Raw genomic sequence first — 16587 nt, forward strand, 5'->3', positions numbered from 1 at the left:
ATAGCGGGATAACAAATGGGTTAATAGGGAAATTCCAATTAATGAGGCGTGAAAATACGAATGGATTAGGAGTGACTGTGTTGGAGCTAAGTCTCTATGAAAATACTGCACTTATTATATGCTTTGTGTTGTACGTTGGTAGTGTTATTGTTTATATTTCAAGGAAATTTTCGCAAGAAAGAGAGCTTGAAAAGTCAGAGATAACAGCTGAACTAGAAATGTTAGCTGATGAAAGTTATAAAAAACAAAAAATAAAAGAAGACCATGAAGCATCCCATCATTTAAACGCAAATAAGTTTTAAAGATGGGGATTTTTTTTGAAATTGTTCTTTATTATAGCTATAACAAATAACGCTAAAAAGGAGTTTCCCCATACACAATGAAGGAGTGTATATAAATGAATTTTTATATCGCCTCAGGTTTCCAAAATAAACATCTTGTACATTCCGTAGCAAATGAACTGAAACATGTAGGATGGCACCATACATATGATTGGACCAAAAATGAAAGAGCAGCGAATGAAGAACAATTAAGAGAAATTGGTCAGGCAGAACGAAATGCTGTAAAAGAAGCGGATGTATTTTTACTTATATTAGATGGCGGAAACGGGAGCCATACAGAGTTTGGAATGGCGATTGCACTAGAGAAAACGATATATGTATATCATGCAGGAAACCCGCTCCAAACAACGTTCTATCACTTGCCAGAAATAAATATTTTTGAAGGAGATGTAGCTGAGTTTGCATCTTTTGTTATGAATCATGTGAAATAATAGTAACTACCTAAAAGGTTATAAAAGTGATCTTTTGGGTACAGTGATGATAAGAAACGTATATAAAGGAGTACATAATATGAAATTAGAAAATGGATGGGAAACGAGCTTTTTAGAAGTCGTACAAAATAGTGAATTTAAGAAAGAGGCACTTCTTAGTCAATTGCTTTGTCAGGATAGTGAAGAAGTAGAAGAGCTTGTGGATGATTACGGCTACGAAGAACTTGTTGAACGTGAACATGATGATGAGTTAGCTGAAATCTTAGGAGAAGAACTTTTTAGTGAGATAGAACGCCAAGTATTCTTATCTTCAAACCCAGAAGAAAAACTTATTTCATTCGTCAATGGATTAGGTTTTCATGTGCTAGATTGGATCGTTCTTCTTGAAACAGAATTTGGCATTGATAGTGCAAACTTTACATCAGATGCTGTGAAGGTGTTAGAAAAGCGTTTCAGACAGTTTCCATACATAGAGGACAAGACAATTTTTGATATGACATTTGGAGAATCGATGGATGTATTAGAATCTGTTACAGGATTACAACTAAAGGAAAAGATGAACGTATAATGAAAAAAGAACGTGATTGGATCACGTTCTTTTTTTACATAATAATAATTTTATCATCTAGTTTTGTCTGCCCGGTAAGAAGTGCGTTTAAATATTCCACTTTTCTTATACAAGCTTGTATATGTCTTTCAATCTCTTGTAACTCTGCTTGGTGATGCGTTTCAATTGGATGAATTTGTACGTTGAATTTTTCAAATTGACTACTATATGTTATTTCTGCATAGCCGCTCATAATATCGGTTTCGTTATGAAATAAAAATTGCTTCGTTTTGTCACAGAATGATACATCCTGAAAGCCATATACTTTTAATGCTTCAATTACTTTTTTAATCATTTTTGTATTCATTTTTTAACCCTCTTTACGAAGTTCTACTTATATATTATAACATAAAAAATTACATAGAAAGCGCTTCCAAGTGTATTTTATTATAAACTTTACGTTTCAATCACAAAAATGAAACAAAGAAAAAATAATTGTAAAGAAGGAAGGACTCTTTTATTGTTTCGTCATATATATAGAGAAATAGTGCAATGAAAGGAAATTTTCCGAGGTGGAGATCGTATTTCCAATTTGAGCGCAGTAAAAGAGGTGAGAATTTTGAACTTTGATATTGTAGGACAAAAAGCATATATAAAAGATGGACCGCATCGGAACCGAATTGGAATTGTAAAGAAAAACGAGACAAAATTAGCATCGCAGTTTGCTATTGTAATTGGAGAACAAATCATTGATGTAGAGCTAAAGGATATCGTGTTAGTTGGAGTAGACGTAGGACAATTTCATAAATGGTGCGAACAAAATGGTTATTTGTGAAAAGGACGGGCTGTGAGATAATGAAATATATTTGAGGAAAGAGGATATGTTATCATATTCTCTTTTTCTATGTTTCAGGAGGCGAAAATGAAATATAAAGAACAGGAGTTTACGTTGGAGTTAAAAGAGAACATTCAATGTATGGAGAAGGAAATAGAGCGAATATCACTTAAACTGCATAAAGAGTATGCGCATTTATACATAGAAAAACACATGGAATTAGATATGGGATTTGCAAGAGAAAAAGAGAATCCCTTTGAGGTGGGTTATTATTCATCAGTTGCCATAGCTATATTAGATGAAGAAAAAGAGATGATTGAATTTCACTATATTCCAATTTGGAAATGCGAAAGAATCTTTTTAGGAATGTCAATTCAATCAAACATTTTTGGGAGTAAGAAAGTAGGGGAACTTGTTGATGAATCTTGTTATGAGATTGAGGAGGAGTTAAAAGAGCAACTAGAAGAATACTTGGAGTAAGAATTCTCAAGATAAAATCTATAAAGAGGGAACGGAATAAAAAAGACGCTAACAATTGTATGTTAGCGTCTTTTTTTCATTATGAAGCAATTTCACCAGTTTTTGTATCATCTTGATTGTACGTGTCTTGATCTAATTCACCAAGCCATTTACTTGAAATAAGACCTGCTGTCATAGAACCACTTACGTTAAGAGCTGTACGCCCCATATCGATTAATGGCTCAACCGAGATAACTAGAGCAACAATACCGATTGGTAAGTTCATTGTAGATAGTACGATTAAAGCTGCGAATGTTGCGCCGCCACCAACTCCGGCAACACCGAATGAGCTAATAGCAACAACAGCGATTAAAGTTAAAATAAATTGTGGTTGTAATGGATCAATTCCTACAGTTGGAGCGACCATCATTGCAAGCATTGCTGGATAAATACCTGCGCAACCGTTTTGTCCGATAGATACCCCAAATGAAGCTGCGAAGTTTGCAATTCCTTCGGAAATACCAAGCTTTTCTTTTTGAGCTTCAATATTTAATGGCATCGCACCAGCACTAGAGCGAGATGTGAATGCAAAAGTTAGTACAGGGAACACTTTTTTCAAATATTGAATTGGATTTAAACCAGACAATGCAATTAATAATAAGTGAATGATAAACATTACGATAAGTGCTACGTAAGAGGCTAACACGAAGTTACCAAGTTTTAAAATAGCATTTATATCGCTACCAGCAACTGTTTTTGCCATAAGAGCTAATACGCCGTATGGAGTAAGGCGTAAAATTAATGTTACCATACGCATTACGATTGCATATACAGCATCAAGCATTTTCTTAAATAGTTCTGCTTGTTCTGGATATTTTCGTTTTACACCTATAAAGGCAATGCCGATAAAGGCTGCAAATATTACGACAGAAATTGTTGATGTTGGACGAGCGCCTGTTAAATCAAGAAACGGATTTGTAGGCAATAGCTCTAATAATTTATCTGGAATTGTTGTCTTTTCAATAGAAGTAAATCTTTCTTCAACTAGTTTCAGACGAGCAGATTCTGCATCACCTTGTTGCAAGCCTGCTGCAGATACATCAAATCCTGCACTTGCAGCGATACCGACAGCTGCAGCGATTCCTGTAGTAAGAATTAAAATTCCGATAATAAGACCACTGATTTTACCAAGGTTTTTCGTTAACTGTAATTTTGTAAAGGCTGAAATAATAGATACTAAAATAAGTGGCATAACGATCATTTGAAGTAATTTCACATAACCGTTACCGATTAAGCCAAACCAAGTATTTGATTCAATAATTACTTTAGAAGTTGGTTCATAAATAAATTGTAATATAAGACCGAATATAATTCCGACTCCTAAAGCAGTAAATACACGTTTATTAAAAGATACATGCTTACGTTGCATATAATATAATACGCCAACTAAAATGAGCATGACTGCAACGTTAATTCCGACAAGCAGTGTATTCATGTTGATTCCCCCTAATTCCAATCTGTTATATAGAATATAAGGCAATAAAACCTATAAGTCAACTAGGAAATTCCGGAATTAAAAAAAGATGGCAAAATGCCATCTTTTAATGTCCAGCCCCAGGGACAAGTAAAAACGTCGTGTAGTATGTAAATCCTATGAAGAAAACAGTTAAATATGCCCCAAATACGTATATATACATACGCTCTGTTAATTTTAAATAGCTTAAAAGTACGAAGAAACCTGTTTGTCCTAAAAATAGTAGTGCGGTCTGTTGCATATCCCCTACGTAAAACATAACCGAGAAAATTCCAGTCCAAAAGCCGAGAACGCGAAACATGCGCTCCATGCCATCTCCCTCCTTTTCTAAAAAAAGTAAACCTCACCTCATTATAGTTTATTTTTCTTACTATTGTAAATATTCATTCATATAAAAAGAAGCCAATTATTATTGGCTTCTTTTTATATGAGAAATTAAATTGTTAGTTTATAATTACAAGATTTACATCCATCTAATAGACTATCATTTCGAGTTAATTCCATGTTAGGGAATAGGATTTCAAAAATTCCTTTCATCATATCTCCGTGCATGTTACAAATTTCAGTTGGATGATGAACAGCAACTTCTTTGAATGGACAATTGTGTACATCATAGAAAATTTTTGTTCCATCTGCACTTAATTCAAATGCAGGTGATAAGCCAGCTGTTGAGAAAGCTTCTTTTGCAATTTGAACTTTTTGTTCCACTGTTAAAGCATCTTCACTCACATTTAAACGTTGCATATGTTGTTGCATTAATTCAGCTCCGAATTGTTTTCCTGTTTCGTATAGCGCTTTCTCACCAGCAGCGCCAAGGCTAAGTAAAGAATTAAATGCGATTCTTGCTAACAATTGATAATCACGGAATGGAAATTGTAATTGGATAACATCTTCAGATAAGACATACAATCTGCTCGGTCGTCCGCCTTTTCCAGTTTTCTTCGTTTCCGATTTTAGCATATGAACATCTTCTAATTTAGATAAATGTAAACGCGCTACGTTTGGATGAATGTCAAACTCATCTGCAATTTCTTGTACCGTTACGTAACTATGTTTTTGCGAAATATATTTATAAATGTAATAACGAGTTGGGTCAGATAATACACCTGTAATTTTTAAAGCTTGTTCCATGAGGATCTCCACCTTTATCACTTTATCCAAGATAATAACATTATAATACAGATAAACATGAGTATAGGTAATTTCAGACAATAATTCGGAAATTGTTCATAATTTCACAAACATATTTTTCCTTTTTCCTCTATTGAAAATACAAAAGTCCAAATTTTTATTGCGAATGTTTTCATGCTATATACATAGTGAGGAGGGAAAAGTGATGAATGGGATTGAAATTTTCGCGAATACAATTTTAAAAGAAGCGTGTAGGGTACAAGCGTCAGATTTACATATTGTGCCCCGGCAGAAGGATGTAGCGGTGCAACTACGTATAGGAAAAGATTTAATGACGAGCCAGTGTATTGAAAAGGAGTTTGGAGAAAAACTTGTCTCACATTTCAAATTTTTAGCATCTATGGACATAGGAGAGAAACGGAAGCCACAGAATGGTTCGCTGTATTTGCAAATTGATGGACAAGAAGTGTATTTACGCCTTTCAACACTTCCAACAGTATATCAAGAAAGTCTCGTTATTCGCCTTCATTTACAAGCATCTGTTCAGCCCTTATCACATCTTTCGTTATTTCCAAGTACGGCAGCAAAACTACTCTCGTTTTTACGCTATTCACAGGGGCTACTCGTGTTTACTGGACCGACTGGATCTGGGAAGACGACGACAATGTATGCATTATTAGAAGTAATTAGAAAAAAGAAAACACGTCGCATCATTACACTTGAAGATCCGGTTGAAAAAAGAAGTGACGATGTATTACAAATTCAAATAAATGAAAAAGCGGGTCTCACATATGAAACAGGATTAAAGGCTATTTTACGTCATGATCCAGATATTATTTTAGTCGGTGAAATCCGGGATGAGGAAACAGCAAAAATAGCTATAAGAGCAAGTTTGACAGGACATTTAGTAATGACAACGCTGCATACGAATGATGCGAAAGGAGCAATCATTCGTTTCATGGATTATGGTATAACGAGGCAAGAGATTGAACAGTCTTTATTGGCTGTAGCTGCACAGCGACTTGTCGAATTGAAGTGTCCGTTTTGCAGAGGAAAGTGCTCAACTTTATGTAAATCAATGAGGCAAGTAAGGCAAGCAAGCATTTATGAGCTGCTATATGGATATGAGTTAAAACAAGCACTTAAAGAAGCAGATGGAGAATGTGTTACTTACAAACATGAGACTTTAGAATCATCAATACGAAAAGGATATGCTTTAGGTTTTTTAGAAGAAGATGTTTATGTTTAAGAAAACTTGGAGTTTAAGTGATCAAGTAGTATTGTTGAAACGTTTAGGAGAATTATTAGAAAAAGGCTACTCTCTTTTACAAGCATTAGAATTTTTACAGTTTCAATTACCTGTAGAAAAGAAAGTACAATTGCAGCGCATGATTGAGGGATTAAAAGATGGGAAAAGTCTACACGATTCTTTTCATCAGTTAAAGTTTCATCAGGACATGTTAAGTTATCTATTTTATGCCGAGCAACATGGTGATATTTCTTTTGCTTTGCAACAAGGAAGTGTACTTCTTTATAAGAAAGATAAGTATAGGAGAGACATGATGAAAATAATGCAGTATCCTATGTTCTTGATGTTTTTTCTACTAATCATGCTTTTTATTTTTAACCTCATTTTATTACCTCAGGTTGAAATGGTTTATAGTTCGTTCGGTTCTAATACACCACTACTTACAGAACACATTTTAAGTGCAATAAAACTGCTACCATACATTATTTTAACCGCTATTTTAACTGTTATTATTGGATGTAGTTTATACATGTTGTATTTTAGGAAACTTCCACATATTAGACAGGTAAAAATCATGCTTCGTATTCCTCTCATCAAAACATTTCTTATTTTAAAGCATTCACATTATTTTGCTACTCAGTTGAGTGGTTTATTAAATGGTGGACTATCAGTATGCGAAGCTTTAACAATAATGATGGAGCAAAGATATCATCCGTTCTTTCAATATGAAGCGAATCGGATTGAAAGACAATTAATTGGAGGAGAACAGTTACAATCTATCATTGCTAAAAGTGGGTATTACGAGAAAGAACTTTCTTATGTTATTACGCATGGACAAGCAAATGGCAATTTAGGGATTGAATTAGGTGACTATAGCGATCTTATTATGGAAAAGATGGAACGAAAAATTAAACATATGTTAGTTATCATTCAGCCTATTTTATTTACATGTATTGGAGGAATCGTTGTCCTTATGTATTTAGCGATGATTATGCCGATGTTTCAAATGATGAATTCTATTTAGGGGGCATTTGTATGCAGAATGAGGAAGGATTTACTCTGTTAGAGATGCTATTAGTAATGGTTGTCATAACTATATTATTACTATTAATTATTCCAAATGTAGTTACACAGCGTTCATCGGTCCAAGGAAAAGGGTGTGCAGCTTACGTGAAATCTATAGAAGCACAAATACAAGTATATCAATTACAACATAATAAAATTCCATCGTTAAAAGAACTGGCAGATGAAAAGTATATTACAACTGATAAGTGTCCGAATGGCGAATCTATTCATATATCAGATGATGGCACAGTATCAATTAGGGCATTGTGAAACAACAAGGGTTTACTTTTTTAGAAATGTTACTCGTTTTATTTGTTATTTCTGTATTAAGTATAGTTACGTATTTTAGTGTTCATTCCTTATACGAGCGACAAAAAGTTGAACAATTTTTGAGACAGTTTTCAAATGATATTTTGTATATGCAGCAATTAGCGATAAACCATCAAAAGCACTACACATTACGTTGGCATAAAGATAGAAATATGTATGCTATAAAAGAGTCAGGTACAAAGTATTATATCGTCAAGCGAGAGTATGAAGAAGATATACAAATTGATTTGCATACGTTTCCAAATCCGATGACATATAACCCAAGTGGAAATATTAATAGAGGTGGTACGATTATAATTTCGTATAGAAATTATAAATATGAAATTGTATTTCAGCTTGGAAGAGGGAGATTTACGTATCGTGAAATGTCAAAAAGGATCCATAATGGCTGAAATGATTGTATCGTTAAGTGTTTTAATGATGGCTGTATCGTTACTACTACCGCAAACAGTATTAGTTATGCAAGAAAGAAAAAATATACAAATTCGTTATAAGGCAACTGGATTATTAAAAAAAGAAGCAGCTATATATATGTATGGAAATGAAGAAAAGCGAATAATAGAAAAGAATATAAATGGAATTGTGTATTACACATATTGGGGAGGCAATGAAGTTTGTACCATGTGGAAAGATGTGAAAGACAGAATGATGGAACAATGCTTTTATGTAGGAGAAAAAATAAATTAGAATTTGGTTTTTCATTAATAGAAATGATTGTATGTCTGTTTCTATTATCAATATTTTTTTTGCTCTTTCCCCGCCTACATTTCATTGAAATGGAAAATAAACAGTCGAAAGGGTTAAATGATTGGGAGTGGGATGTGTATTTAGGGCAAATGCAATTGGAGTTTCGTGAAGTATCATCTGGAGAACAGCTAGCATTTGAAAATGGAGAAAGTATTTTACAATTCCGATCGCGTAATGGGAGTGAAGTATCGTATGAAAAAGAGAATAGTCGTCTTATAAGAAAGGTAAATAGGCGCGGGAGGGAAGTTGTTTTACAAAATATTGGAACGGTTTCTTACAAACTAACACCTCATGTACTCATTATAAATGTGAAAGATACTAGTGGGAAAATATATGAAGGTGTAGTTATGCGATATAGCGAAATAGGAATAAACGTATGAGAAAGCAAAAGGGATTTACAATGCCTGGAACGATTATCTTTCTTATTTTATTAACTTCTTTTTTTATATACGAAACAAATATGTTGTTTACAGATAAAAATTTTTATATAGGAATAGAACAAAAATTTTTATTGGATGAATTACTTAACCGATCTATTACAGATATAAAAAAAGACTTACAGCAAAAAGAAAAAGAAGGTACATTTTTCTTTCAGTATGAAAAGGGAGAAGCGAGTGGAAATTATGTCTTTGAAAATGATTTAATTCTCGTTGCTTTGCAGTGTACACTCAAACAGGAAGCTTTCTATACGGTGAGTTTTCGGTATAGAAAAAAGGATGGGAAAATAGTCGATTGGATAGAAGGATAATATGTAAAATATATATATAGATAAACCAGGATTTCCTATTGTAAATTGAATTGATTTTTTAGAAGAAATGGATAAATATAATGATTAAAAGTTTAAATTTTCTCAAAAAAGAGAAAGGTAGAAAGAATATGATATATTCATGCTATCCAATCATTATTTTTAGGGAGAATAGGGAAATGACAAACAACAATCAAATAGGTGAAAATAAGGAACAAACTATTTTTGATCATAAAGGAAATACGATTATGACAGAAGATAGAGAAATACACATTATTTCAAAATTCGAAGAACCTCTTATTGTCGTATTAGCAAATGTACTAAGTGATGAAGAGTGTGATGAATTAATTGAAATGTCTAAAAATAAAATGAAACGTTCTAAAGTTGGTTCAGCACGTGATGTAAATGATATTCGAACAAGTAGCGGTGCATTTTTGGAAGACAATGAACTTACTTCAAAGATTGAAAAACGAATTTCATCTATCATGAATGTTCCTGCGTCGCATGGTGAAGGATTGCACATTTTAAATTATGAAGTGGATCAACAATATAAAGCACACTATGATTATTTTGCGGAACATAGTAGATCAGCTGCTAACAATCGTATTAGTACGCTTGTAATGTATTTAAATGATGTAGAAGAAGGCGGAGAAACGTACTTCCCAAAATTAAATCTTTCTGTACACCCTAGAAAGGGAATGGCAGTATACTTTGAGTATTTTTATCAAGATCAATCATTAAACGAGCTTACGTTACACGGAGGGGCACCTGTAACGAAAGGCGAGAAATGGATTGCAACGCAGTGGGTGAGAAGAGGCACTTATAAGTAAAAGCGAGTGTTACGTTTTGTTCTTCATAGTATAAGAACAAAACGTTTTTTTATTAAACAAAGTAGCATCTTTCGTTATAATAACAATTAATAAATGACGATTGAGAGGACAAGAAATGAAATCTATATACATAACCGGCTACATGGGAGCAGGGAAAACAACAATTGGAAAAGCGTTAAGTAAAGAACTTCAAATGGATGTTGTAGATACTGATCAAAAAATCGAAGAGAAGCAAGAGAAGGCAATTCGAAAAATTTTTGCCGAAGAAGGCGAAATGGCTTTTCGGGAATATGAAAGCGAAATGTTACGTGCGCTACCAGTCCATAATGTTATTATTACAACTGGTGGGGGAATTATTGAACGAGCGGAAAATCGCAAGTGGATGAAAGAGAACGGAACTGTCGTGTATTTATATTGTGATCCGCATGTAATTGCAGAAAGGCTTCGTGAAGATACGACACGTCCACTATTTCAAAAGAAAGATATAGATGCATTCGTAAAGAAATTTGAATCACGCCGAGCTTATTATGAAGAGGCTCATATTCATATCGATACGACAAATAAGTCTGTAAAGCAAATTATGAATGAATTAAAGGAAAAGATTAATGTATAAAAAAGTGGACATACTAATCAAGTAGAGGTGATGATAATATGTCTACTAATGATTATGTTCGCTTTGTGACGCAGCAGTTTGTGTCGTATATGGATGCTCCAAAAGAAGATCGAAAACAAAAGAAAGAACAACGCCGTGCTGAAAAAGAGCCATTTATGAATAAGTGGTTTGGTGTTATGCCGCTGAGTGCTGCTTTGTTTTACCGAAATGTAAAAAGTAAAAGAAAAAAATCAAGTTAAATTTTAGTCATATGTTTAACAAACCAAAAATCCCCTAGTGTCGTATTACACTAGGGGATTTTTATTTACTGCACGGATTCTTGTTCTTCCGTAACGGCATGTATTTTATTATTTACCCAAACAAATCCAATTCCGATACAAATGGAAATGCCCCATCCAACAGCGGTCATAATCGCTCTCATTTCACCATAGCCATCTACACCGAAAACAGAGATGAAATAAATTTTTAAGAAGCTTTTTAATATGAATTGTAGACCGAAAAATAGCGTTAAATATTGTAGTGCTGGATAAATACGACTATCACGATAAAGCTCACGACTTTTATCACGGTCATGGCCTTGCAGTGCGGCAATATCCGCAGCGAAATATAACATAAGTGGTTTCTTTATAAAAATTGTACATATGACGATAATACCGAGTACGATGTGATAATATGCATCATTCCACAACATTCGTTCAGCTGACCCAGATAATAAATCTACCGTTGTATTAGAAATGAGTGTAATTAAAATAAAGAACCCTGTCACGTTAAACTGTTTTTCTTTTTTAAAGGTATACAGTGTATAAATAATCCCCGGAACAGAGGAAAGTAACATCGCGTAATAAGGATCGATATAAGGTTTTGCAAATTTCCAAATGAGGAATGGGATTACGAGATAAAAGACAAGATCTAATATAGCTTTTTTATTTTGATTCATACAAAGCCTCCTTAAGTCATACATATATTTTATAATATAATTTCTGAAAATTGTATAAGGTTTAATGGGAAAAGAAAAAATATATCAATTTTCGAGGGGAGAGTAGATTGAAAAAAATTGCCCCTAGCGTAGTAAGTTTTTTTAGTATATAATAAAGGAAACGCTTTCATTTTTAATTTGTTCACAAAATGGACGGAAAATCACATATTTACTATCGATATGTTGCTTTATAATGAAACTAATTAAATATACATGCATACAATATTGTGAAATAAATAACATAAATAATCTATATAAATGTAAACGTTATCAAAATAGAGAGGTGGAGACAATGAGTAAATTTTTCTTCAATCATAATCCAGCAACAGTAGAGGATGGAAGGCTTGTTAAATATGCTGAAATTATTTATGGAGAAGGTGGCCGTTCTGTATTAGAAAATTTAATGGTGAAGGCATCTATCAGATTGCGTGATCGTTATCCGAATAAATCTGACGAGCAGATCTCGAACCTAGTAAATAAAGGCATCCATGATATGTTTCAAAAATATGTGAGCGAGTAAGAGTGGCCAATGGCTGCTCTTATTTTTTTGTATAAGGATTGTAACTCTAGCTGAAAATAAACATGTATTCTGAAAAACGTAAAAAGGAGTGGGAAAGATGAGCAATGGAATTGGACGTTCGAAAGAAAATCTTCCAACTGATGCAAATCATGTGAGCGCGAAGGATCGTGCGTATCAAAAACGCATGGCAAAGCAAAAACAACAAGAGCGTAATGAGGATAGAGAATAACTCGAAATAAAGCTCCTTCTAAAGCAGAAGGAGCTTTATTTCGATAGAAAATGATTCGCGGTAACATAAAAGAGTCCACCGTTAATAATTTGCACTGTAATACGTGGTTCATACTGTTCTTGCAGAGCTTGTTTTTCAATTTCATAGCTCTCAGGAAGTTCGTCACTTTCTTCATAAAAACGGTTTAAAAGGTCTAAATCATGATTCCAACGCACTCTTGCTTCTTTTGCCCACGTATGGTCATCTTCTGCAATTATATTTTTTAAAGCGTCTTCTATGCGTTGTAAACCACTTTGAGGTTTAATGATGGGCGAGAGCGTAAAACAAAAATCAGGTATTTTTGGTGTAAGTTTAATGTTTGTTAATGTTTCATGAAAGTTTGCCATCATTGTTCCAGAAATGAGATGAATACCAATCGAGTGAAGGATGTCTTTTTTTCGATCACATTGATAGGAAACTTTTATATTAATACCGAGCCAAGGGTGGAGCGGTGTATGTGTTGACCCATTATGTCTTACATCCTCATATAAACGTATGTATGAGCCTAATTCTTTTGTCGTTTGGAAAATTTGATGTAGACGTGGTGAACCGTAGTGAATAAGCTCACCATCATTTTCTTCATTTTCTGGATTTGTAATAAGAGTAAGGCGCATCGGATTCGGTACGCCTCCTGTTTTCTCAAGATAGTGCCAATAAAAAGGGCGATTCATTAATAATTTATCCATCTCAATTGTTAACTGTACATCTAATAAATGAGGAGAACGTTCTAAAATTTCACAGTTATTCGCCTCAAAGAAATTGTATAAGTAATTATGAATTTCATGTTGCTGCATAGCCTTGCACCTCAGCTTCATTTCGTTTCGCAAAGTCGATAATAGATGTTAAGTTTTCCATCTTAATTCTAATTTCACCTTCGCTCTTTGATTGCGCGAAAATTTCTTGAATGTGCGCGTCGATGTTTTTCATATTAATTCTCGTTAAAATTTCATCGAGTTCACCAATAACACGCTCGAATAAGTTGATTTTTTCATATAACAGTTTCAGAATATGTTCTTCAACAGTATGCTTTGTAGCTAAGTTATAAATATGAACATCATTTTTTTGACCGAGACGGTGAATACGTCCGATTCTTTGCTCAAGACGCATTGGATTCCATGGCAAATCATAATTGATCATATGGCTACAAAACTGTAAGTTAATCCCTTCACCACCAGCTTCAGTTGCAATTAATACTTGTGCGTGGTTTTGGAAAAGCTCCTTCATCCAATCTTTCTTCCCGCGTTTAAACCCGCCGCGGAATGGAACGGAAGAAATACCGTGTTGTTGTAAAAACCATTGTAAGTACATTTGTGACGCTCGATATTCTGTGAAGATAACGACTTTATCGTCAATTTCTTTTATAAGCTCAAGAGCTTTATTTGCTTTTGAGTTGAAAGGAATATGATTAATTTTGTCCATTAGCACATCGATATGTGGATCTTTTATATAATGTTCGTTTTCTTTCTGTTTTTTTTCTACATGCTTTTTCAATGAATAGTAAACAGCCTCACGACTACTACACGCTTCCCGTTTTAAAGTTAACGATGAGAAAGCAGATGTGAAGGCGTCTTGTCCTCGCCAATTTTCGATATCATTATATAGAGCTTGTTCTTGTTCATTAAACTCAACAAAAATTGTACGTACATGTCTCTTCGGCCAATCGATACCGGTATTATGTCGTCTATTTCGCACCATTACTTTATTAATGAGAGCTTTTAAGTCTTCATCTGATTCGGCTGAGCGATTTTTGGAAGCGTAATATTCTTCAAAGTTGGATTGATTGCCTAAATGTCCTGGTTTTAATAAAGAAACAAGGTTAAAAATTTCATCAATCTTATTTTGAACAGGAGTAGCGGTTAGTAATAAACAAAACTTCTTTTTTAATCGTTGTGCAAATTCATAGTTTTTTGTTTTATTATTTTTCAGTTTATGTGCTTCATCGATAATAATAAGGTCATATTCCAAGTTCAACACGATATCGCGATGTGGTGAACGTTTCGCAGTATCAATTGATGATACGATTACGTCAGCTTGTTCCCATGAGTAGCTTTTCTTTTGTGCTACAGCGGGAATGAAAAACTTTGTATTCAGTTCGTATGCCCATTGTGATACGAGAGAAGCTGGGACAAGTATAAGTACCTTTTTCACAAGCCCGCGGACCATGTATTCTTTCAAAATAAGTCCAGCTTCGATTGTTTTTCCAAGGCCTACTTCATCTGCTAGAATCGCTTTACCGTTCATTTGTTCAATCACATTTTGAGCGACTTCTAATTGATGCGGAAGCGGTGTGAAATGGGATAAATGTTTCGGTGCTTGTAGTCCATCAAAAGTAGGAACAAGTAACGATTTTTCTGTTTCATAAGCTAAGTGATATAAATCCCAGTTTGTCCAAGGACCATCTTCGTCAATTCTATTTAAAAAATTGTTTTGCCATGTCCGATCTACGGAAATATCGACATTCATTACAACTCTCCCACCTTTTATAAACTAAAGTAATTATTTTTTAATGTATGATGATTTGCCTTAAAAGAAGGCATAATTATCGTTATTAAAGGCTATATGATAGACAATAATAAAGTATTAAATCTCAAAAGCTGTATTTATTGTGTTTTAACATAAAAAATTCTAAATTATTTTTTATGCTAGAATATTGATGAAATATAGCGAATGATGTTAGGATAATGGTGTGAAATGTGTGGAATCTTTCGTATTTTATCCAAGAAAGTGATTTTTTATTTACGCTTTCATAAAAAAATATAATGAGATTCCGTATATCCTATCTTTTCAGAATGAAAATGTTTAGAAAAGGGAAGCAACTTTTATTGATTTGTCAAAGCATAAGGGGGAGAGAGCATGATTACATTACAACGTACACCGTTATTTGATGTATACGCGAAGTATGGTGGAAAAACAATCGACTTCGGTGGTTGGGAATTACCAGTTCAATTTTCAAGCATTAAAGAAGAACACGAAGCTGTACGTACAGCTGCAGGTTTGTTCGATGTGTCTCATATGGGAGAAGTTGAAGTAAAAGGTGTAGATAGTTTAGCATTTTTACAACGTGTTGTTACAAATGACGTATCTACCTTAAAGGTAGGGGGCGCACAATATACAGCTATGTGCTACGAAAATGGTGGTACAGTAGATGATTTATTAATCTACAAACGTGGTGAAGAAGACTATTTATTAGTAATCAATGCATCAAATATCGAGAAAGATTACGAATGGTTAGCAAGTCATGTAATTGGCGATGCGACAGTAGTCAATGTTTCTAGTGAAGTTGCACAGCTTGCAATTCAAGGACCAAAAGCAGAAGGCATTTTACAAAAAGTTGTGTCAGAAGATTTGAAAGAAATTAAGTTCTTTAAATTTAAAAACGATATTCTTGTAGATGGAATTCCAGCACTTGTATCTCGTACAGGTTACACAGGTGAAGATGGATTCGAAATTTACTGTAAGAGTGAAGATGCTGCAAAACTTTGGGAGAAACTTCTTGAAGTTGGAGCAGAAGAGGGCTTAAAAGCATGTGGTTTAGGTGCTCGTGATACACTTCGATTCGAAGCAACATTACCACTTTATGGACAAGAATTATCAAAAGATATTACACCGATTGAGGCTGGAATTGGCTTTGCGGTAAAAACAAATAAAGAAGCAGACTTCTTTGGAAAAGCAACGTTAAAAGAGCAAAAAGAAAACGGTGCGCCTCGTAAATTAGTCGGCATCGAAGTAATCGAACGTGGAATTCCTCGTACGCATTACCCTGTATTTATTGGTGAAGAAAAAATTGGGGAAGTAACGAGTGGTACACAATCTCCAACGTTAAAGAAAAGCATTGGTTTAGCACTAATTGATGTAAAATACGCAGCAGTTGATACAGAAGTAGAAATTGAAATTCGTAATAAACGCGTCAAAGCAGTAGTTGTTCCAACACCATTTTACAAACGTTCAAAGTAACGGGGAGAGGGG

26 protein-coding genes are annotated in these 16587 nt (G+C 34.0%); 18 read left to right on the forward strand and 8 right to left on the reverse strand.

Features of this window, described 5'->3' with window-relative positions; translation table 11 throughout:
- The first annotated feature begins 41 nt into the window (after positions 1 to 41).
- The 3 genes from ES895_RS02685 (at position 42) to ES895_RS02695 (ending at position 1340) form a co-directional block, all read left to right on the forward strand.
- Positions 42 to 302: a DUF3966 domain-containing protein gene (locus ES895_RS02685; RefSeq protein WP_001250699.1), complete on the forward strand. Its 261-nt coding sequence runs from the start codon at positions 42 to 44 to the stop codon at positions 300 to 302.
- Positions 303 to 397: 95 nt separating this feature from the next.
- Positions 398 to 772, forward strand: coding sequence for a nucleoside 2-deoxyribosyltransferase (locus ES895_RS02690; protein WP_001012336.1), 375 nt, complete (start codon positions 398 to 400; stop codon positions 770 to 772).
- 79 nt (positions 773 to 851) lie between these two features.
- Positions 852 to 1340 (forward strand): hypothetical protein, encoded by a 489-nt coding sequence (locus tag ES895_RS02695; RefSeq protein WP_000764261.1) that lies wholly within the window; start codon positions 852 to 854, stop codon positions 1338 to 1340.
- A 34-nt stretch (positions 1341 to 1374) separates the two neighbouring features.
- Here ES895_RS02695 and ES895_RS02700 read toward each other — a convergent pair whose 3' ends face one another.
- Positions 1375 to 1686 (reverse strand): hypothetical protein, encoded by a 312-nt coding sequence (locus ES895_RS02700; RefSeq protein ID WP_001093237.1) that lies wholly within the window; start codon positions 1684 to 1686, stop codon positions 1375 to 1377.
- Positions 1687 to 1938: 252 nt separating this feature from the next.
- Here ES895_RS02700 and ES895_RS02705 point away from each other — a divergent pair, with 252 nt between their 5' ends.
- Both ES895_RS02705 and ES895_RS02710 read left to right on the forward strand, forming a co-directional pair.
- The gene (locus tag ES895_RS02705; RefSeq protein WP_001008326.1) at positions 1939 to 2154 is read left to right on the forward strand and encodes a DUF3912 family protein; all 216 of its coding nucleotides are present in this window, start codon (positions 1939 to 1941) and stop codon (positions 2152 to 2154) included.
- An 87-nt stretch (positions 2155 to 2241) separates the two neighbouring features.
- A complete protein-coding gene (locus ES895_RS02710; RefSeq protein WP_000875390.1) occupies positions 2242 to 2634 on the forward strand; it encodes a hypothetical protein in 393 nt (130 codons plus the stop codon).
- A gap of 79 nt (positions 2635 to 2713) precedes the next feature.
- On the opposite strand, the gene ES895_RS02715 is transcribed toward ES895_RS02710, so the two are convergent.
- The 3 genes from ES895_RS02715 to ES895_RS02725 form a co-directional block, all read right to left on the reverse strand.
- Positions 2714 to 4108 (reverse strand): L-cystine transporter, encoded by a 1395-nt coding sequence (locus tag ES895_RS02715; protein WP_001094334.1) that lies wholly within the window; start codon positions 4106 to 4108, stop codon positions 2714 to 2716.
- Between the two features lie 106 nt (positions 4109 to 4214).
- On the reverse strand, positions 4215 to 4457 hold the full coding sequence (locus ES895_RS02720; protein ID WP_000440721.1) for a DUF2626 domain-containing protein: 243 nt from the start codon (positions 4455 to 4457) through the stop codon (positions 4215 to 4217).
- Between the two features lie 125 nt (positions 4458 to 4582).
- Positions 4583 to 5278, reverse strand: coding sequence for a helix-turn-helix transcriptional regulator (locus ES895_RS02725; protein ID WP_000434125.1), 696 nt, complete (start codon positions 5276 to 5278; stop codon positions 4583 to 4585).
- Positions 5279 to 5483: 205 nt separating this feature from the next.
- Here ES895_RS02725 and comGA point away from each other — a divergent pair, with 205 nt between their 5' ends.
- From comGA to ES895_RS02775, 10 genes are all read left to right on the forward strand, one after another.
- Positions 5484 to 6527 (forward strand): competence type IV pilus ATPase ComGA, encoded by a 1044-nt coding sequence (gene comGA, locus ES895_RS02730; RefSeq protein ID WP_001013186.1) that lies wholly within the window; start codon positions 5484 to 5486, stop codon positions 6525 to 6527.
- On the forward strand, positions 6520 to 7551 hold the full coding sequence (gene comGB / locus ES895_RS02735; RefSeq protein WP_000475192.1) for a competence type IV pilus assembly protein ComGB: 1032 nt from the start codon (positions 6520 to 6522) through the stop codon (positions 7549 to 7551). Before comGA ends, comGB begins: the two co-directional genes overlap by 8 nt.
- Positions 7552 to 7562: 11 nt before the next feature.
- Complete coding sequence (gene comGC, locus ES895_RS02740) at positions 7563 to 7862, forward strand: competence type IV pilus major pilin ComGC (protein WP_001178686.1); 300 nt, start codon at positions 7563 to 7565, stop codon at positions 7860 to 7862.
- Positions 7859 to 8314, forward strand: a complete 456-nt coding sequence (gene comGD / locus ES895_RS02745; RefSeq protein ID WP_000813142.1) for a competence type IV pilus minor pilin ComGD — start codon at positions 7859 to 7861, stop codon at positions 8312 to 8314. Before comGC ends, comGD begins: the two co-directional genes overlap by 4 nt.
- Positions 8307 to 8609, forward strand: coding sequence for a hypothetical protein (locus tag ES895_RS02750; RefSeq protein ID WP_000829473.1), 303 nt, complete (start codon positions 8307 to 8309; stop codon positions 8607 to 8609). The genes comGD and ES895_RS02750 overlap by 8 nt, the downstream gene beginning before the upstream one ends.
- Positions 8579 to 9049, forward strand: a complete 471-nt coding sequence (comGF, locus tag ES895_RS02755) for a competence type IV pilus minor pilin ComGF (protein ID WP_000923099.1) — start codon at positions 8579 to 8581, stop codon at positions 9047 to 9049. Before ES895_RS02750 ends, comGF begins: the two co-directional genes overlap by 31 nt.
- Positions 9046 to 9417 (forward strand): competence type IV pilus minor pilin ComGG, encoded by a 372-nt coding sequence (gene comGG, locus ES895_RS02760; RefSeq protein WP_001231273.1) that lies wholly within the window; start codon positions 9046 to 9048, stop codon positions 9415 to 9417. The genes comGF and comGG overlap by 4 nt, the downstream gene beginning before the upstream one ends.
- A gap of 176 nt (positions 9418 to 9593) precedes the next feature.
- Positions 9594 to 10244 (forward strand): 2OG-Fe(II) oxygenase, encoded by a 651-nt coding sequence (locus tag ES895_RS02765; RefSeq protein WP_000183862.1) that lies wholly within the window; start codon positions 9594 to 9596, stop codon positions 10242 to 10244.
- A 115-nt stretch (positions 10245 to 10359) separates the two neighbouring features.
- The gene (locus tag ES895_RS02770) at positions 10360 to 10857 is read left to right on the forward strand and encodes a shikimate kinase (RefSeq protein ID WP_000836650.1); all 498 of its coding nucleotides are present in this window, start codon (positions 10360 to 10362) and stop codon (positions 10855 to 10857) included.
- A gap of 38 nt (positions 10858 to 10895) precedes the next feature.
- Entirely contained in the window at positions 10896 to 11096 is a 201-nt protein-coding gene (locus ES895_RS02775; RefSeq protein WP_000106083.1) for a YqzE family protein, read from the forward strand.
- A 65-nt stretch (positions 11097 to 11161) separates the two neighbouring features.
- On the opposite strand, the gene ES895_RS02780 is transcribed toward ES895_RS02775, so the two are convergent.
- Together ES895_RS02780 and ES895_RS02785 are read right to left on the reverse strand one after the other, a co-directional pair.
- Entirely contained in the window at positions 11162 to 11794 is a 633-nt protein-coding gene (locus tag ES895_RS02780; RefSeq protein WP_001073111.1) for a VC0807 family protein, read from the reverse strand.
- Positions 11795 to 11935: 141 nt separating this feature from the next.
- Positions 11936 to 12052, reverse strand: coding sequence for a hypothetical protein (locus ES895_RS02785; RefSeq protein WP_001987222.1), 117 nt, complete (start codon positions 12050 to 12052; stop codon positions 11936 to 11938).
- A 73-nt stretch (positions 12053 to 12125) separates the two neighbouring features.
- On the opposite strand from ES895_RS02785, the gene ES895_RS02790 reads away from it, so the two are divergent.
- Both ES895_RS02790 and ES895_RS29955 read left to right on the forward strand, forming a co-directional pair.
- The gene (locus ES895_RS02790; RefSeq protein ID WP_000032702.1) at positions 12126 to 12353 is read left to right on the forward strand and encodes a hypothetical protein; all 228 of its coding nucleotides are present in this window, start codon (positions 12126 to 12128) and stop codon (positions 12351 to 12353) included.
- 97 nt (positions 12354 to 12450) lie between these two features.
- Entirely contained in the window at positions 12451 to 12582 is a 132-nt protein-coding gene (locus ES895_RS29955; RefSeq protein ID WP_000064668.1) for a hypothetical protein, read from the forward strand.
- A gap of 35 nt (positions 12583 to 12617) precedes the next feature.
- On the opposite strand, the gene ES895_RS02795 is transcribed toward ES895_RS29955, so the two are convergent.
- Together ES895_RS02795 and ES895_RS02800 are read right to left on the reverse strand one after the other, a co-directional pair.
- Positions 12618 to 13415: a YqhG family protein gene (locus tag ES895_RS02795; RefSeq protein ID WP_001183966.1), complete on the reverse strand. Its 798-nt coding sequence runs from the start codon at positions 13413 to 13415 to the stop codon at positions 12618 to 12620.
- Positions 13402 to 15084 (reverse strand): DEAD/DEAH box helicase, encoded by a 1683-nt coding sequence (locus tag ES895_RS02800; RefSeq protein WP_001100036.1) that lies wholly within the window; start codon positions 15082 to 15084, stop codon positions 13402 to 13404. Before ES895_RS02800 ends, ES895_RS02795 begins: the two co-directional genes overlap by 14 nt.
- Positions 15085 to 15474: 390 nt before the next feature.
- Here ES895_RS02800 and gcvT point away from each other — a divergent pair, with 390 nt between their 5' ends.
- Positions 15475 to 16575, forward strand: a complete 1101-nt coding sequence (gene gcvT, locus ES895_RS02805; protein WP_000631769.1) for a glycine cleavage system aminomethyltransferase GcvT — start codon at positions 15475 to 15477, stop codon at positions 16573 to 16575.
- Positions 16576 to 16587: the final 12 nt, after the last annotated feature.

The organism is Bacillus sp. 007/AIA-02/001 (assembly GCF_004634455.1).
GTDB classification, from domain to species: Bacteria; Bacillota; Bacilli; order Bacillales; family Bacillaceae_G; genus Bacillus_A; species Bacillus_A cereus.

Bases quoted from the DNA above. Each gene is read 5' to 3' on its own strand.
- ES895_RS02800 (WP_001100036.1), bottom strand. From the start codon at position 15,084: ATGAATGTCGATATTTCCGTAGATCGGACATGGCAAAACAATTTTTTA.
- ES895_RS02780 (WP_001073111.1), bottom strand. From the start codon at position 11,794: ATGAATCAAAATAAAAAAGCTATATTAGATCTTGTCTTTTATCTCGTA.
- comGB (WP_000475192.1), top strand. From the start codon at position 6,520: ATGTTTAAGAAAACTTGGAGTTTAAGTGATCAAGTAGTATTGTTGAAA.
- ES895_RS02715 (WP_001094334.1), bottom strand. From the start codon at position 4,108: ATGAATACACTGCTTGTCGGAATTAACGTTGCAGTCATGCTCATTTTA.
- comGC (WP_001178686.1), top strand. From the start codon at position 7,563: ATGCAGAATGAGGAAGGATTTACTCTGTTAGAGATGCTATTAGTAATG.
- ES895_RS02775 (WP_000106083.1), top strand. From the start codon at position 10,896: ATGTCTACTAATGATTATGTTCGCTTTGTGACGCAGCAGTTTGTGTCG.
- gcvT (WP_000631769.1), top strand. From the start codon at position 15,475: ATGATTACATTACAACGTACACCGTTATTTGATGTATACGCGAAGTAT.
- ES895_RS29955 (WP_000064668.1), top strand. From the start codon at position 12,451: ATGAGCAATGGAATTGGACGTTCGAAAGAAAATCTTCCAACTGATGCA.
- ES895_RS02785 (WP_001987222.1), bottom strand. From the start codon at position 12,052: ATGCATGTATATTTAATTAGTTTCATTATAAAGCAACATATCGATAGT.
- ES895_RS02720 (WP_000440721.1), bottom strand. From the start codon at position 4,457: ATGGAGCGCATGTTTCGCGTTCTCGGCTTTTGGACTGGAATTTTCTCG.
- ES895_RS02795 (WP_001183966.1), bottom strand. From the start codon at position 13,415: ATGCAGCAACATGAAATTCATAATTACTTATACAATTTCTTTGAGGCG.
- comGA (WP_001013186.1), top strand. From the start codon at position 5,484: ATGAATGGGATTGAAATTTTCGCGAATACAATTTTAAAAGAAGCGTGT.
- ES895_RS02765 (WP_000183862.1), top strand. From the start codon at position 9,594: ATGACAAACAACAATCAAATAGGTGAAAATAAGGAACAAACTATTTTT.
- ES895_RS02690 (WP_001012336.1), top strand. From the start codon at position 398: ATGAATTTTTATATCGCCTCAGGTTTCCAAAATAAACATCTTGTACAT.
- ES895_RS02725 (WP_000434125.1), bottom strand. From the start codon at position 5,278: ATGGAACAAGCTTTAAAAATTACAGGTGTATTATCTGACCCAACTCGT.
- comGF (WP_000923099.1), top strand. From the start codon at position 8,579: ATGCTTTTATGTAGGAGAAAAAATAAATTAGAATTTGGTTTTTCATTA.
- ES895_RS02750 (WP_000829473.1), top strand. From the start codon at position 8,307: ATGGCTGAAATGATTGTATCGTTAAGTGTTTTAATGATGGCTGTATCG.
- ES895_RS02700 (WP_001093237.1), bottom strand. From the start codon at position 1,686: ATGAATACAAAAATGATTAAAAAAGTAATTGAAGCATTAAAAGTATAT.
- ES895_RS02695 (WP_000764261.1), top strand. From the start codon at position 852: ATGAAATTAGAAAATGGATGGGAAACGAGCTTTTTAGAAGTCGTACAA.
- ES895_RS02770 (WP_000836650.1), top strand. From the start codon at position 10,360: ATGAAATCTATATACATAACCGGCTACATGGGAGCAGGGAAAACAACA.
- ES895_RS02710 (WP_000875390.1), top strand. From the start codon at position 2,242: ATGAAATATAAAGAACAGGAGTTTACGTTGGAGTTAAAAGAGAACATT.
- ES895_RS02685 (WP_001250699.1), top strand. From the start codon at position 42: ATGAGGCGTGAAAATACGAATGGATTAGGAGTGACTGTGTTGGAGCTA.
- comGG (WP_001231273.1), top strand. From the start codon at position 9,046: ATGAGAAAGCAAAAGGGATTTACAATGCCTGGAACGATTATCTTTCTT.
- ES895_RS02790 (WP_000032702.1), top strand. From the start codon at position 12,126: ATGAGTAAATTTTTCTTCAATCATAATCCAGCAACAGTAGAGGATGGA.